This window comes from Geminocystis sp. NIES-3709 (genome assembly GCF_001548115.1).
Taxonomy (GTDB): domain Bacteria; phylum Cyanobacteriota; class Cyanobacteriia; order Cyanobacteriales; family Cyanobacteriaceae; genus Geminocystis.
In genome coordinates, this window is the sequence record NZ_AP014821.1 from 2583414 (window position 1) to 2602110 (window position 18697).

The 18697-nt window shown below is 38.6% G+C and carries 4 protein-coding genes; 2 read left to right on the forward strand and 2 right to left on the reverse strand.

The window, feature by feature from the left end; genetic code table 11:
* Positions 1-283: 283 nt before the first annotated feature.
* Entirely contained in the window at positions 284-11683 is an 11400-nt protein-coding gene (locus GM3709_RS20470; protein WP_066119155.1) for a cadherin domain-containing protein, read from the reverse strand.
* 125 nt (positions 11684-11808) lie between these two features.
* Complete coding sequence (locus GM3709_RS20475) at positions 11809-11964, reverse strand: hypothetical protein (protein WP_158506717.1); 156 nt, start codon at positions 11962-11964, stop codon at positions 11809-11811.
* 196 nt (positions 11965-12160) lie between these two features.
* Here GM3709_RS20475 and miaB point away from each other — a divergent pair, with 196 nt between their 5' ends.
* Together miaB and GM3709_RS21425 are read left to right on the forward strand one after the other, a co-directional pair.
* Entirely contained in the window at positions 12161-13516 is a 1356-nt protein-coding gene (miaB, locus tag GM3709_RS10845) for a tRNA (N6-isopentenyl adenosine(37)-C2)-methylthiotransferase MiaB (RefSeq protein ID WP_066119157.1), read from the forward strand.
* 189 nt (positions 13517-13705) lie between these two features.
* The gene (locus GM3709_RS21425) at positions 13706-18637 is read left to right on the forward strand and encodes a hypothetical protein (RefSeq protein WP_066119159.1); all 4932 of its coding nucleotides are present in this window, start codon (positions 13706-13708) and stop codon (positions 18635-18637) included.
* Positions 18638-18697: the final 60 nt, after the last annotated feature.

The window sequence follows — 18697 nt, forward strand, 5'->3', positions numbered from 1 at the left end:
CTTTAACTTTTTACTACCTGAATTTGACGAAAAAAATCCTAGAAAAATCAGACTGTAAGAGTAATCATTGATCTTTTGATGATTCCAAATTTCTCCCCCAACACCCCAATACCCAAACTCGACAATCTTATGTCAAACTGAGGCAATACAAGAGTTTTTAGTCATTTTCCCCCCTTCTCTCCTGATCTTCATCATTTTTTTATAGCTTACTCAGGTAATTTATTTGTACTTATTATTTGAAGATTGCCCATCATCAAATAAACCCAATGTTTCCAGTGAATATTTAGATAACGATAAAAAATTTATTTGTTAATGCCAATCGAGGCTTTAAGACAGCAATCTGTATCTGTCCATTATCACTAACACCATTGTAATCAAAGAATAAATTACCATTATTTTGATCGTAGATTAAACGATGAGCTTCCATACTCGCACTAGCACCGATGATAAATTGACTTGAACTCAACTCTCCTAAAGGTAAACTAAAAGAACTACCTTGAAGGACGATCGAATCTTCTCCTACCTTAAAATCGGTAATAGTATTGATGCCCTCACTAGGAGAATTAAAACGGAAATAGTCAGCACCACTACCCCCTGTCAAAGTATCATTACCCATACCGCCCACAAGAGTATCATTACCGCTACCGCCTAAAAGAGTATCATTACCATTATCACCCTTTAGAAGATCATTACCGCCACCACCATCGAGAAGATCGTTACCGCCACCACCATCGAGAAGATCGTTACCACTACCTCCCCTGAGAGTATCTTCCATCGCATTCCCCGTGATAGAGTCATGTCCCCCAGCACCATCAATGATATTGAATCCCATTCCACCCACAACAGTATCATTGCCCCCCGTAGAGTTAACTACCAAAGTTTGCAATGGGTTAATTACCAGTTCAAAAGTATTACTTACCGATAAAAATCTTGTATCCGTTGCCGTTACCTTCACAGAAATAGTGCCACTAGCTGGTGCTTTACCGCTAAAAGTATTAGTATTAAAACTTAACCAAGCCGGAAGATTACTTCCATCGGCTAAAGTCGCACTATAGGTAAGAATATCAGCTTCAGGATCGCTAAAGGTATTCACCGGAACAGTAAAATTAAACTCGACTTGCTCTAAAGTATTTTGAACTCCAATAGCATTAATCAACAAAGGAGCCTCGTTAACATCATTGATATTCATGGTTATTTTTGAAGTATCTAACAATGAACCACCATCCGTAGCAATTACGTCAATGTCATAAGTATTTTTAGTTTCAAAGTCGGGAGAAACTTTAAAATTAACCGCTCCAGTAATTGAATCAATCATAAAGTGACTAGCATCTGTTCCGTCTAAACTCCAAGTAATTGTATTATAAGGAGCGTTGTTATCTGGATCGGTTGCCGTTCCCTGATAAACTACGGTGGTGGTAGTAATATTCTCATCCACGGAGACGTTATCAGATGAGGTGATGGTAGGTGCTTCATTTACGTCTGTTAATGTAATTACCACATCTTGAGTAACACTAAGGCTCTCATTCTGAACTTTGACAGTAATGTTGTAAATGTTATTGCTATCTACATCCTCTGGGTTTTCAAAATCTGGGCTATCGATGAAAGTAACCTCACCATTAGAGCTATTGATGTTAAACAGGGAAGCATCGCTACCTTCTAAACTCCAAGTAATTGTATTATAGGGAGTGTTGTTATCGGGGTCTGTTGCCGTTCCCTGATAAACTACGGTGGTGTTAGTAATATTCTCATTCACGGAGACGTTATCAGATGAGGTGATGGTAGGTGCTTCATTTACGTCTGTTAATGTAATTACCACATCTTGAGTAACACTAAGGCTCTCATTCTGAACTTTGACAGTAATGTTGTAAATGTTATTACTATCTGCATCCTCTGGGTTTTCAAAATCTGGGCTATTGACGAAAGTAACCTCACCATTAGAGCTATTGATGTTAAACAGGGAAGCATCACTACCTTCTAAACTCCAAGTAATTGTATTATAGGGAGTGTTGTTATCGGGGTCTGTTGCCGTTCCCTGATAAATTACGGTAGTGGTAGTAATATTTTCATCCACGAAGACGGTATCAGATGAGGTGATGGTGGGTGCTTCGTTAATATCGGTAATGTTAATAACAAAGGTTTGCTCATAGCTTAAATTATCTTGATCCGTTGTCCGCACCCGAACGCTATATTCATTTTTAGTTTCGTAATCAGGAGAAAGGTTAATGCTTAACTGGTTATTGTTGATAATGCTGAAACGATCGTTATCGGTATCACCCTCACCGCTTACGAGTTCGTAGGTAAAGGTGTCATCCTCATTGGGATCGATCGTCGATAAAATACCGATCGAACTTCCCGTAGCAACGTTTTCCATGACAACATTGTTGCTGAGGTTCAGGTTAGTAGGTGCTTCGTTAATACCATCAACATTAATGGTTAAGTCTTTTTCAAAATATAAACCGTTTTGATCTGTGGTTCTCACTCGAATATCGTAACTGGATTCTACATCCGAACCTAGAGGGCGATTCATTATAAGTTGATTTCCACTAATACCAAATAAACCTCTTTTTTGAACCACTAGGTTATCCACTACAGAAAAATAAGAACTGCTGAAATTGAAGTAGTTTTCGCTATAGCCACCATTTTCCTTCACATAGTGATATATCAATGAGTTGTTGACATAAACATCAATATTTGTTTGTCCTACGCCGTCAAAAGGGTTATCATCGGTGGGATCACTTAGTTCTAATGTAATAGGGTTAAGTCGATCGTCAGTAACTATGCCCCCCCAAGTACCGTAAGAACCAGTAACATCAGTGCTACCATCAAAGGCTTGAATCGTACCATCCCCTTTAAAGAGAATGCCAAAGTGTGGCACGGCAGAACCGATACTGGCATTTTTATCGTTAGCAGAAAGTCCGAGACTAATGCTTCCCCATGTATTGATGTCTCTCGGATACCCTAGACTAGCCGACATATCTAAGGTGGGAGCTAAATCAAAAGATATGCGAAGCCCTCCTTCAGAATCATCATTATTAAAGTTGCGATCGATCGACGCCGTAGCACCCACAGCGAGGAAAAGATGATTAGCAGAGTCAATATTAGAAAGGGTAAAATCCCCAACCAAAGCGCTACCATTACCGATCCAACTGGTTGGAGTAAGAGAACCGCTTTGTCTCTGGGTGATATTGTAATCGAGATTCAATGTTTCGTATAGAGAGATTCCTGCAACGTAAAAATCGTCCGCCAAAAGAGTTTCTAATCCACCACCTGCAACTAAGCTATAGGTAAAGGTATTGTTACTATCCTCATCGGTGGTAGTCAAGTCGCCAATAATTGTATTGAGGAGAATATTTTTATCAATACTACTGACGCTCAGGTTTAAATCTGTGGGAACTTCGTTAAGATCATTAATACTAATAATCAATTCTTTCTCATAACTCAGTCCATCTTGATCTGAGGTTTTCACTCGAATGCTATAACTGGGTTTGGTTTCAAAGTTAGGAGAATGATTAATCTGCAACTGATTACCATTGATAATACTAAAAACACCATTATCCTCTGAACCATCACCGGTTACTAAGCTATAGCTAAACGTATTATTGGCATCGGGATCGTTATTACTAAAACTACCAACCACTGTATTGGAGGGGATGTTTTCATTAACCGTTGTCGAACTAAGAGAAATATCTGTGGCACTTTCATTGAGATCATTAACATTGATAGTGAATACCTTGTCCAGAAATAAACCATCCTGATCTGTAGTTCTAACTCGAATGCTATAACTGGGTTTGGTTTCAAAGTTGGGAGAAGTATTAATCTTTAACTGGTTACCATTAATAATACTAAAAGCGTTGTTATCATTTGAACCTATGCCCGTTACTAAGCTATAGCTAAAAGTATCATTTGTATCATTAGCAATGCTATTAAAGTCACCAACGATCGTACTTCCCGCTACATTTTCATCAATCCTTGTCGAACTAAGCAATAAGTCTGAGGCAGGTTCATTAAGATTATTAACATTAATAGTAAATACTTTCTCGGTAAATAAACCATCTTGATCTGTAGTTTTAACTCGAATGCTATAACTGGGTTTAGTTTCAAAGTTGGGAGAATGATTAATCAGTAATTGATTCCCATTGATAATAGTAAAAATATCGTTATTCTCTGAACCAGTACCCGTTACTAAGCTATAACTGAAGGTATTATTAGCATCAGGATCATTATTACTCAAACTAGCAACAACGGTATTTGTGGGGATGTTTTCATTAACCGTTGTCGAACTAAGAGTTATGTCTGTGGGAGTTTCATTCAGATCATTAACATTAATCGTCAGCACTTTCTCCAGAAATAAACCATCCTGATCGATCGTTCTAACTCGAATGCTATAACTTGATTTACCCTCAAAGTTGGGAGAAGTATTAATCTGTAACTGGTTGCCATTGATAATACTAAAAACATCGTTATCATCAGAACCATCACCTGTTACTAAGCTATAACTAAAGGTGTTATTACTATCAGGATCGATCGAATTAAAGTCACCAACGATCGTACTTTCAGCTACATTTTCATCAACCCTCGTGGAACTAAGAGTTATGTCTATGGGAGTTTCATTGACATCGTTGACATTAATCACAAAATCCTTTTCTGCGGACAAACCATCTTGATCAGTGCTTCTGACTCGAATGGTATAGTTAGACTGGGCTTCAAAGTTGGGAGAACTATTAATTTTGAGTTGATTTCCAGTGATGCTAAATAAACCCATTCTGCTGATTACTAGGTTATCTACACCAGAAATAAAAGAACTGGTAAAGTTGAGATAATTTTGGCTATAGCCTCCATTGCCCTTAACATAGTGATAAATCAGGGAATTGTCAGCATAAACATCAATATTGGTTTGCCCGACACCATCAAAGGGATTGCTGTCAGTGGGATCGGTTAATTGTATAGTAAAAGGATGAAGTGTGCCATCATTTCCCGTACCGCCCCAGTTGCTGTAAGAACCAGTTACATTCGTATTGCCATCAAAGGCTTGTATGCCACCATTACCTCGAAATAGAATGCCAAAATGTGCCACAGCAGAATCGATACTAGCATTTTTGTCATTAGCAGAAAGTCCTAGACTAATGCCCCCCCAAACATTTTGATCCCCATTTCCTGTTGAGTTAGGGGCAAGATCAAAGGCGATCGTAAGTCCTCCCTGTGAATTATCATTATTAAAGTTGCGATCGAGTGCTGCTGTACCACCAAACGCAGTTATTAGATAATTCCCTGAGTCGATATTCGCCGTATTATTTCCTACCTGAGTATTGCCATTCCCTACCCAATTAGTTTGAGCAAAAGTACCACCTTGTCTTTGGTTAAGATTATAGTTTATATCGTAAGTATTGGGGTTACTCGGAGCGATAAAATTGTCAGAAAAGAGGATTTCTGAACCATCGTTACTATCAAGGATTTCATAAGTAAAAGTATTGTTATTATCTTGATCGATCGTGCCAAAGTTCCCAATAACTGTATTTGGCGAAATATTTTCATCAATATTACTGACATTCAGAGTTAAATCTGTCGGGGTTTCATTCAGATCATTAATACTAATAATCAATTCTTTCTCATAGCTCAATCCATCTTGATCTTCAGTTTTAACTCGAATCTTATAACTAGACTTCAATTCAAAATCTGGAGAACTATTAATCTGTAACTGATTGTCATTAACAATACTAAAAGCATTATTGTCATCTGATCCTGTACCTGTTACTAGGCTATAGGTAAAGGTATTGTTTGAATCGCTATCTGTGGTGCTAAAACTCCCCACGATCGTATTATCTGGGACATTTTCATTAACAGTAACAGCATTCAGAATTAAATTTGTTGGGGCTTCATTAACATCATTAATCGTAATCGTCAGAGCTTTTTTATAAAATAAACCATTTTGATCGGTAGTTTTTACCCGAATTTTATAACTAGATTTGCTTTCAAAGTTAGGTGAATTTTTAATCTGTAATTGATTACCGTTAATAATACTAAAAGCATTATTGTCATCTGATCCCGTACCTGTTACGAGGCTATAGCTAAAAGTATTATTTGCATCCTCATCTATAGTGGTAAAACTACCAATAACTGTATTTGCTACTACATTTTCATCAACGTTACTAAGGCTAATATCTAGGTTTGTAGGAGTTTCATTAAGATCATTAATCGTAATAGTTAATTCTTTTTCAAAAGATAAACCCCCTTGATCAGTAGTTTTGACTCGAATACGGTAGCTAGATTTACTTTCAAAGTTTGGAGAACTATTAATTTTTAGTTGATTGCCATTAACAGTAAAATAACTGTTATCATCAGAGCCAACCCCTTCCACTAGGCTATAAGTGAACAGGGTATTATTATCCGGATCAACAGTATTAAACGTTCCCACGGTAGTCAAGGTCGTAACGTTTTCATTAACTGCACTTGAATTTAAGGACAAGTCTGTGGGATAGTCATTAGTTCCCTGCAAATTAACGATGAAAGGTTGACTATTTTGTCTAGTGATGATAGTGTTTGGTTTGCTTATAACTACGTTGTCTAGTCCCGATCCAGTACGACTACTACTAGCAAAGTTAATATAGTTGTCGCTATAGCCACCATCCCTCTTAATATAGTGATAGATCAGATTGTTATTCGCATAAACATCAATATTAGTTTGTCCAATCCCATTAAAAGGATTATCATCGGTGGGATCGCTTAATTGCAGTGTAAAGTTAGAGAAAGTGTAATTAGTTGCCTGAATGCCCCAAGTGCTATTGGGGAATAACGCGGTTATGTCCTTATTACCATCAAAAACCTGCATTTCACCATTTTTTCTAAAGAGAATGCCAAAGTGTGGTACAGCAGAATTAATAGATGCGTTTTTGTCAGTGGCAGAAAGTCCGAGACTAATACCTCCCCAATCACTGGAGGTAGTACCAAATTCACTGTTGATTAATGGTGATAGATCGAAACTGATCTGAAGATTGTCTTCGGAATTATCATTATTAAAGTTGCGATCGAGTGCTGTTGTCCCATTCCGAACAGTGACATAGCCGCTTGCAGAATAAGTCTCTCCTGAATTACTCCAATTAGTTAGAGCGAGAGGGCCACTTTGTCTTCCTAAAGAAAGTTTGTAATTAGGATTGTATCTATCTAAAACGGAGAAGAAACTAGAAATCTCAAAATTCTCTGACAGCAGAGAAACGCTGGAAAAATCTTTACTTAAATCTCCATCAGAAACGGTGAAGTTGAAATAATCGATCGCATCTTCTTGAAGGGCATTAATTGCCGAAGCATTAGGGGTATAGGTATAATCTCCCGTTGAAGTATTGATGCTCAAAACTCCGTAAGCTCCATTAACGGTAGTCATGCCACCAGATGCCGTTTTCCCGGCAATACCATAAGTCAGTTGTGTTAACCCACCATCAGGATCAATTCCCAGTAGAGTGCCAGAAATGGGGTTGAAGATGTCATAGGCACTCGTTTCGCTGAAAGCAATAGGAGCGATCGAAGGTAAGATCGGTTTATCATTGACTCCATCGATGGTTATGACAAATTTTGCCTTATCAGTTCGCCCATCGGGAACATTCTCAACGGTATAATTAAAACTCTCCGTAAGAGTATCTCCTATGTTTAAGGCTTGTACGTCAGGATTGTTATTATCGACAACATAACTATAAGAACCATCACTGTTAAGAGTGAAAGTGCCATAATTACCCTCGATCGGAGTTCCCAAGGTTTTCTCTGTACCCTGTCCCGCTATTTCTCCTGTCCTGACGGAGATAACTCTTAGATCGGTATAGCTGTTATTGGTATCGGTATCATTAGCGAGAACGTTGCCTGTCGGATTGATACCGAGTACATTGTTATTGAAGTTTCCTGCTTCTCTAGCATTAGTAGTATCATTAGTAGCAAAGAAAAGACCATAAGTATTCGGACTATTGGTGCTACTCGTATTATTATCAAAACTGATATTGTTATAAGTTACCGTCGCTGGTGTAGAAACACCTGCTTGAGAGCCTAAAGCTGTGCCAACGGCAAAAATAGCACCACCAATACCTTGCCCGTCATTTCCGTCACTTGCACCACCGATAGCATTATTGTTAGAAAAATCGACGTTGTTAAGGTTTAGGTTGCCCGTTCTAACAAAGATAGCTCCTCCCAGTCCAGCACCACCTCCACCAAAAGAATAGGGGAAAGAGAAGCTACTGCCACTGCCAAAAGTACCACTGTCACCTCTGCCACCGCCGAAGCCACCGTTTCCTCCGCCACTGCCACCGCCACCGCCGAAGCCACCACCACCGCCACCGCCACGAGCACCGCCACCGCCACCGCCACCAGCAAAGCCACCACTACCGCCAGTACCAGAGAAGTCGTCACCGCCGCCACCGCCACCGCCACCGCCAAAATCTCCTGCCCTACCACCGTGAGAACCTGCACTGAAGTCATTATCATTGTTGTGACTACCACCGCCACCACCGCCACCGATACCGCCAATACCACCTGTGGAAAGAGAAGGAAAATAACTATAACCATCAGTATAAAAAAGGTAAGCACCACCGCCACCACCACCGACACCACCGCTATTAGGGTCAGTGAATCCCCCCCCATTGGTAGCAGAAGAACCACCAAAGGGAGTCCCCGTGCCTAATCCACCAACACCACCATCTCCACTAGCAGCAATACCTAAATTGTAATCAACACTATTTCCCCCATCACCAGAGTAGCCCCCGCCGCCTCCGCCTCCGTTGTAACTACCCATACCACCATCACCAAAGAAGCCTCCTCCGCCTCCTCCCCCATCGCCAAAAAATCTAAAATAACCCTGCGGACGAAAAGACTCATAAAATCCAATCTTGCCTCCATTACCGGAGAAGCCACCGCCGCCTCCGCCGCCACCTATGTCATTAAAACTTCCGTCATATAATATCGTGCCACCTCTACCGCCGATCGCCTGATTTTTGGTAAAATTCACATTGGTAAGGGTGACATTCGTTGTGACAGATGCACCATTGTATAGCCCATTGATGAACAATGCACCTCCCATACCAGCACCACCGCCACCACCGTCAGCACCATCTCCTCCTTTGGCTCGTCCTTCAGCTAAGGTAAGATCAGAGATGGAAATATTGCCTTGATTGACAAAGAAAATACGAGAATCCCCTGCATCGTTGATACCATTCTTGTTGGCATCGCCACTAATGGTGAGTTTATCTATTCCTGTACCGATAATAGTAAGATCGTCGGTAATAATAGGCAACATCGATAACAGATAAATAGTATCAGGAGTGTTATCACTAAAAACAGGGCCGACAAAGGTAATGGTATCTGCCCCTGGATTCGCATTAGCGAATAGAATTGCCTGACGTAAACTACCCTCTCCACTGTCATTGAGGTTGCTGACTTCGGTGGTGTCGGGTTCTTGTATATCGCCAATATTTAGGGTGAAGGTGTTTAACGCATCTTGAGTTGTACCAACTGTGGGATCATCAACTACAACAGAGACGTTATAAGTATTCTTGTTTTCATAGTCAAAAAGCGTATTACTTTTAATATATAAACTATTGTTCTTAATTTCAAAGATATTAGCATCGCTTCCTGTCAAGGTGAGGTTATTGACTCCTAATCCATCATCAATAATGGTAAGATCGGCAACTTTAATGGGGCTTGCGGTATTGGTATTTTCGGCAATTAGACTTAGTTCGTTACTTAAGCTAACTCCGAAGGGGGCTTCGTTAGTGTCTATCTTTGTAACTATGGGCTGAATTACAAGACCGTTATAAGCGGGATCGCTACTGGTAGCGGTGGCGTTAATAGTTCCCAGATGAGAACCTTCGGCAATACCATCGGCGAAGGCCGATACGGTGACAGTTTGTGCCACATTCCAGTTATCGGGAGTAAAAATCAGGGTACTGACATTGGTTCTTAATTGAGAGCCTCCATTGAGGTTTACCACAACATTAGCCGTGGGTTTAGTATTTAAAATGACGGTATAGCTATCTGTTGCACCCCCTTCAAAAACGGTTAAAATCTCTCCTAATTGCTCTATTTTAAGATTATCTAGCCCCGCTGCCGTTGAAGTAGGGGAACTACTCGGGGCAGTGGCTGAACTAAAGTTAACATAATTGTCGCTATAGCCACCATTACCTTTAACATAGCTATAAATCAGAGAATTATCTTTGTAAATGTCAATGTTGGTTTGACCAATACCATCGAAAGGATTGTTGTCTGTAGGATCGGTTAAAAGAACGGAAAGGGAAGCCGATTCCCCTGCAAATCCTGAACTTAAACTTGCCCAATTTTGATAAGCTCCATAAAGAGCTTGACCGCCGTCAAAGGCTTGAATAACGCCATCGCTACGAAGTATAATCCCAAAATGGGGTACGCCGGAGTTGAAAGAGGCGTTTTTGTTAGCAGAGGATAAGCCTAAGCTAAAACCTCCTGACACGCTCCACTGATTGATTCTTTCAGGATTGGGAGTAAGGGAGAAACTAAATTTTAATCCCCCTTCAGCCACTGCTCCATTGAAATTGTAGTCTAGGGCGGCGATCGCACCATTTCTCATCAGTAAATAATTACCAGAATCGATATTAGGACTGGCATTCCCTATTTCCACATTCCCAGTGGCTACCCAATTAATTGGGGGCAGAGAACCATTTTGTCGGGGTGCGAGATTGTAGCTGAGATCGGTGGTGGTGGGATTACCTACGGCGGTGAAATTATCTGACAATAATACATGACTTGAATTACTACTGCTGTTGCCCGGAGTTGGAGCAATTTTTAAACCTGCTACATCATCATCAATAATGCTCACTGAGGTTGTTCCCGAACCACTGATGCTATAACTGGAATGGGGTTGTAATGTTAGAATAACGGTTTCATTTAGCTCTGCTTGGAAATCTGGGTTAGGAGACAAAATCAACTGAACATTTGAAACATAGCCAGGAAAGGTTATAACCAATGTTGAACCCGACAAACTCTGTACTCTCCCCCCCGGAGTATCCAGAAAATAATCCTGATTAAAGATAGCAGTGCCACCCACAGTAACATAAATGGTGAGAGGAGTTGTTATATTATCTGTACTGCGATTAAAGTAATAATAGAGACTTCTTGTTTGATCGATTTCTTCTACCGTATTAAAGATGGGGGGAGTCAAGCTAACAGTGGGGGTGGAATTTTCTACGGACAGATATTGCCCATCAATGAAAATGGTGGAAAAGTCATTTTGAGTCTGTAATTGCTGTAAATTTTTGGCACTGAGATTGACACCTCGCACTAAGGCGGAAAAAATCTCTCCTTCATCTCCTGCGCTATCATTATCGCCATTGATGATAAAGTCTAAGTAATGCCCATATTCTTCCAATATCACACTTGCGATCGACTCAAGATTATTAATGTTTGTAGCTAAATATTCTTCTGCTAGATAAATTTTCCCGTTATCTTTGGAAAAAGAACCGTTAGCCCCTTGTAACTGACTGCGACTGATAATTTCGATGAGTGGCTCGATATTATATTCACCATTTGTCCATAACTGTAGATAAGATTCGGTGTTGATAGCGTTACCGAAAGTTAAAATTAGTTTTTCGTCGAATTGATTATCGGTGGTGAAAGATAATAACTTCTGACTAACGAGATTTAATGCAGAAGCAAGGATGGGGGATAAAAGTTCATTAAGCATCGGATAATGATCTGTTAGTCAATGGAATTGATAAAATTATTACCACTACTAAATATAACATCATTTTTAAAAATTGATTAAGAATATTTAGGAATATATTATGTAACACTTATTAATATATCCTTTTATTCGTTACTCTCTATTTCTAACCACTCATAGTCAATAAAACGCCATAAAATTTCTATTAAGTTCAGTTGTAGTGAATAAGCGGAGAAAAAGAATATTTTTAAACCGTTGTTTTCTAATTCTCTATCCGTCAGACTACCAGAGAGAGTAACCATTGTAAAAGTTATAAATATCTTGATAATAGTATCACAGATCCCAAATAAGTTCGATCGAGAACAGAAGAAGAATGCCCTTACTTATTAGTATTGTGACAGTATATTTAGTGTATTTAATAATCACTAATAGTTCATTAACTTATTGATTTATACTGGAAAGGTTACGCTAAATTTTATAATTATTTTTATCCACACCATGACTGAAAAAAAACGTCTTTATAATATTACTACTTTTGGCTGTCAGATGAACAAAGCTGACTCTGAGCGTATGGCCGGTATTTTAGAAAATATGGGCTTTGAATTTACCGAAGACCCTAATAATGCTAATCTAATTGTTTATAATACTTGCACTATCAGAGATAATGCTGAACAAAAAGTTTATTCTTATCTTGGCAGACAGGCAAAACGGAAACAAGTTGAACCAGATTTAACCCTTGTCGTGGCTGGATGTGTTGCCCAACAGGAAGGAGAAATGTTATTAAGACGTGTTCCTGAGTTAGACTTAGTTATGGGCCCTCAACACGCTAATCGTTTAGATAGTTTACTAGATCAAGTATTTGCTGGTAATCAAGTTGTCGCTACAGATCCTATCCATATTTACGAAGATATAACCAAGCCTCGCCGTGAAAGTGAAGTATCTGCATGGGTAAATATTATTTATGGTTGCAATGAGAGATGTAGTTATTGTGTAGTGCCAAATGTTAGAGGAGTAGAACAGTCTCGTACTCCGGAATCTATCAAAGCAGAAATTGAAGATATTGGTCGTCAAGGTTATAAGGAAGTCACCTTATTAGGACAAAATATAGATGCCTATGGGCGTGATTTACCCGGTACAACGGAAACAGGAAGACACTTACACACACTCACCGATTTACTTTATTATATTCATGATGTAGAAGGGATCGATCGAATTCGTTTTGCTACTTCTCATCCTCGGTATTTTACCGAGCGTTTAATCAAGGCTTGTCATGATTTACCAAAAGTATGCGAACATTTTCATATACCTTTCCAATCAGGAGATAATGACATTCTTAAAGCGATGAAACGGGGCTATACCCATGAGCGTTACCGTGATATTATTAATAAAATACGTTATTATATGCCCCATGCCGCTATTAGTGCTGATGCGATCGTTGGCTTCCCCGGAGAAACGGAAGAACAGTTCGAGAATACCCTAAAATTAGTGGATGACATCGGTTTTGATCAACTTAACACAGCCGCCTATTCTCCTCGTCCAAATACTCCGGCCGCTATATGGGAAAATCAAATTAGTGAACAAGAAAAAAGCGATCGACTTCAAAGATTAAATCATTTAGTAGGCATTAAAGCAGGAGAAAGATCTCAACGATACTTAAATAAAGTAGAACAAGTATTAGTAGAGGATGTTAACCCTAAAGATACCACTCAAGTTGTGGGTAGAACTGACGGTAATCGTTTAACCTTCTTCAAAGGTGATTTAAAGGAGTTAAAAGGTAAAATTGTCCCCGTCAAAATAACCGAAGTTCGGCCATTCAGCTTAACTGGAGAGATGCTATCCTTAGTCACAGCCTAAAATTGACGAGATTAAATTCACTACTCAATTTACTCGATCCCATTGGTCAACTGAGAGTAATTGAGTAAAATTCGATCGATGTTTTGACGATAATTAGTTAAGTTTTTTAAATAGATTAAGTGAATGTCATCAATAAATTTTTAATAAATTATAATTTAATAATTACATCAAAAATCAGGGGTCAAATTAATGACTAGTGAAGAAAATCTCCCCCAACTCCTCTCAAAATCTATTGAATTAGTCAAGCATTTTTTACAAAACTTTGCATTGTTTGGTGATGTTGACACTACTTTAAACCTCACCTTTGGAGATAATTATAATAAAACTAAAGTCAAATCGATCGTCAATGAGTGGCAAAAAGATGACTTTAAGAATCTACCAAAAATTGAAATTATTGGAGCAAGTATCTTAAACGGGGCAAATGCAGGTTATAGTATCTCCACCAATGCCATTTATATTTCTGATGCTTTCTTGCTCCATGATTCCATACAAAACGTCGCAAAAACTCTCATAGAAGAAATAGGTCATCAGTTAGATGCACAAATAAACACGATCGATCCAGTATGGGATGAGGGTAATCTATTTGCTAATTTAATCTTTGGTAATCAAGAAGAATTTGAAGACATCAACCATGAACCAGAAGACGACTTCGCCACCATCTACATAGACGGAGAACTGATAGAAATAGAACAAGATTCGAGTGTCATCGGTCAATGGGGGGGCTCATTTAGAGCTGTGAGGGTAGTAGGTAACTACGCATATATTGCTAATAGTTATGGACTCCTTATTTTAGATATTTCTAATCCGACTAAACCTGTTGAAATAAGTAGATTTTCAGTAGAGTTTACCTATGAGGAACGCTCGGCTGTTGATGTGGAAGTTGTGGGAAATATCGCTTTGATCGCAGACTCTTACAATGGTTTAGTTATTATTGATATAAGTAATCCCTCTTCCCCTACTTTTTTAGCCAAATCTGTTCTGTATGTTCATGATGTAGAAGTGAAAGGAAATGTCGCTTTTATTGCTGATAGAGGTTCTTTATATCCCGGTGGTTTATACATTCTTGACATAAGCAATCCTTCTACTCCCACTTTCTTAGGTGGTTATGGTGGTTTTGGTACAGGAGAAATAGAAGTATTTGGGGATCTCGCTTTTATCTCTGATAATGATGACGATCTAGTGATTATTGACATCACCAATTTTTCCACTCCTACTTTTCTTAGTAAGTACGATACTCCTGCCCGTCCTATTGATATAGAAGTATTTGGGGATCTCGTTTTTATCGCTGATGGAGTAGAAGGTTTAATTATTCTTGATATAACGAATCCTTCTGTGCCCACTTTTTTAAGTAAGTATGATACAGGCTATGCTGTGGATGTAGAAGTGCGGGGAAATCTTGCTTTTGTCGGTGGAACTTCTGGTGATGGTTTAACCATTCTCGACATAACCAATCCGTCTGCTCCTAAGCTCTTTGGACATTATAATATTTCTGGTGATGTTAGGGATATAGACGTGAGAGGAAATCATGCTTTTGTGACGGACACTGATGGTGGTTTAATCATTGTTGATATAGCTACTCCCCCCACTCCCACTTTTCTCGGACAATACAATACAGCTTATTTTGTTAATGTAACAGAAATCGTAGGAAATCTCGCTTTTGTCTCTAAGGGTTTAGGTGGTTTAGCCATTATAGATGTAAGTAATCCTTCTACTCCCACTTTCTTAGGTAGCTACTATACTTCTGGTTTTGTTATGGACGTGGCAGTTTTCGGAAATCTTGCTTTCGTTGCCGATAATGAGGATGGTTTAGTTATTCTCGATGTAAGTAATCCATCTGTTCCCACTTTCTTAGGTAAATACGATACTTCTGGTTATGCTGTGGAGGTGAAAGTTTCGGGAAATCTCGCTTTCTTTGCCGATAGTGAGGGTGGTTTAGTTATTGTAGATGTAAGTAATCCATCTGTTCCCACTTTTTTAGGTAAATACGATACTGATACTTCTAGCAATATTGTAGATGTGGAAGTATTTGGAAACCTTGCTTTTATAACTGATTCTACGAGTGGTTTAGTGATTCTTGACATAACTAATGCTTCTGCTCCTGCGGTGGTAGGGAAGTATGCTAGTAATCGTTTTCATTATATAGAAATAGTGGGAGATCTCGCTTTTATAGTTGATGATTATGATGGTGGTGGGTTAGTAATTCTTGATATTGCTAATCCTTCTCTCCCAACTTTGGTAAGTAACATTGATGCACCGTTTTTCTTCGAGATTGTTGATCTAGAAGTAGCTGGAGATCTTGTGTTTGTTACTTCATTGCAATTTACAATCGAAATTGGTCAGTTCTCCATTATTGATATATCTAATCCCTCAGCACCTAGTTATGTAGGTAGCTATACGACTTCTTTATCTGTTTCTGATGTTGAAGTAGTAGGGGATCTTGCTTTTGTGAGCGAAGGTTCTCTTGGTTTAGAGATTTTAGATATAAGTAACTATAAGAAACTTAGGATTTTTGGTACTAACGACAATGATATGTTAACGGGTCGTGATGGTAATGATACTATCAACGGTGGTATGGGAAATGATACTCTTTATGGGTTTGGTTCTCATGATATTTTAATAGGTGGTATTGGGGATGATTCGATGATTGGAGGTTTGGGTAGCGATACATTCTATGTGGATAGCACGGAGGATCAAATAATAGAATTATCATATCAGCGTGGAGACAGGGATATAGTTCGATCGACAATTAACTATACTTTACCTATCAATGTAGAAGATCTTATCCTTGAAGGAACAAAAAATATCAACGGCACGGGAAATGCAGTTGATAACAGTCTTACTGGCAATAATGTTGATAATCAATTAAATGGTGATAAAGGTTCTGATACTCTTAATGGACGTGGCGGAAATGACACTCTCAACGGTGGTAGTCTTTACGATACCTTAATAGGTGGCAAAGGTAATGATACTTTCTATGTGGATCACTTCTTGGATAAAGTAGTCGAATTATTAAATGAAGGTACAGATACAGTTCGATCGACGATTAACTATACTTTAGGTGAAAATGTAGAAACTCTCATTTTACAAGGTGCAGAAGATATAAATGGAACGGGTAATAGTTTAAACAACAGTCTGACGGGTAATAATCAAAATAATTATCTTAGCGGTGGGGATGGAAATGACTCCTTAATAGGAGGCAACAGCAACGACACTTTAGTGGGAGATAATGGGAACGATCGTCTTAATGGTGGTACTGGCTTTGACAGAATGTTAGGAGGACTTGATAATGATGCTTACTCTGTTGACGATATTAAAGATGAGGTAATTGAAATTTTTAATCAAGGTATAGATACAGTTTTCTCTACCATTACCTATACTCTACCTAGTAATATCGAAAATTTGATTCTCAGTGAGACAGTAAATATAGGAATAAATGGAACTGGGAATAGTTTAAACAACAGTCTGACGGGTAATAGTCAAAATAATCATCTTAGCGGGCAAAATGGCAACGACTCCTTAATAGGAGGCAACGGCAACGATACCTTAGTGGGGGGGAATGGGAACGATCGTCTTAATGGTAGTACTGGCATTGACAGAATGTTAGGGGGACTTGATAATGATGCTTATTCTGTTGACAATATTAAAGATGAGGTAATTGAATTTTTTAATCAAGGTATAGATACAGTTTTCTCTACCATTACCTATACTCTAGCTAGTAATGTCGAAAATTTGACCCTTAGTGAGACAGTAAATATAGATATAAATGGAACGGGGAATAGTTTAAACAACCGTATTACTGGTAATCGTGGTAATAATCGTCTTAATGACGGAAATGGTAATGATACCTTAGTGGGGGGGAATGGGAACGATATTCTCAACGGTGGTGTTGGTAACGATTCTCTGATTGGTGGTATTGGTAACGATACCTATTATGTAGAGAATACGAGCGATCGAGTGGTAGAATTGGCGAATGAGGGTACAGATACAATTCGATCGACTATTACCTATACTTTAGGAGCCAATGTAGAAAATTTGGTGTTAGAAGGAATAGGAAATATCAATGGTACAGGAAACACCCTCAATAATAGTCTCACGGGTAATAATCAAAATAACATTCTCAACGGTGGAGATGGTAATGATACCTTAGTGGGAAATAATGGGAATGATCGTCTTAATGGTACTACTGGCAGTGACAGAATGTTAGGAGGATTTGGGAATGATGCTTATTCTATTGATAATATTAAAGATGGGGTGATTGAATTTTTTAATCAAGGTATAGATATCATTTTCTCTACTATTAACTATACTTTACCGAATAATATCGAAAATTTGAATCTCAGTGATACAGTAAATATAAATATAAATGGAACGGGTAATAGTTTAAAAAACCGTCTGACTGGTAATAATCAAAATAATCGACTCCATGGTGGAGAAGGAAATGATACCTTAAACGGACGTGATGGTAATGATATTATTACTGGTGGGATTGGTAACGATTCCATGATAGGGGGTGGTGGTAACGATACTTACTATGTGGACATTACAGGCGATCGAGTCGTCGAATTATCCAATGAGGGTACAGATACAGTACGATCTACTATTGCCTATACTTTAGCTGCCAATGTAGAATATCTAGTGTTAGAAGGTACAGGAAACATCAATGGTACAGGGAACAATTTACGCAACAATATTACAGGTAATAATCTTAACAATCATCTCACTGGTGGAGAAGAAAATGATAGCTTAAATGGCCGTGGTGGCAATGACACTCTCACTGGTGGATTAGGAAATGATAGTCTCATCGGTGGTACTGGTAATGACTCTTTCCGTTTTACTACTGTTAATGAGGGGACAGATACCATTACTGACTTTAATGTTACTGATGATACTATTTTGATTCGTCGTAATGGTTTTAGTGGTGGTTTATCCTTGGGTACTTTACCTGTAAATCAATTCCGTATTGGTTCATTAACAACAAAATCTTCTCAGCGTTTTATTTATAATCCCAGTAATGGTGCATTTTTCTTTGATTCTGATGGTAATGGTGCATCAGAGGCGTTAAAAATCGCTACTTTAACTGCGGGGTTAGATATGACAAATGAGGATATTTTAATTATTTAACTGATGTTACTCAGAATAAAAGGTGTTAGGTATTAGGTAAAAAATTGATCTCTAATCGAG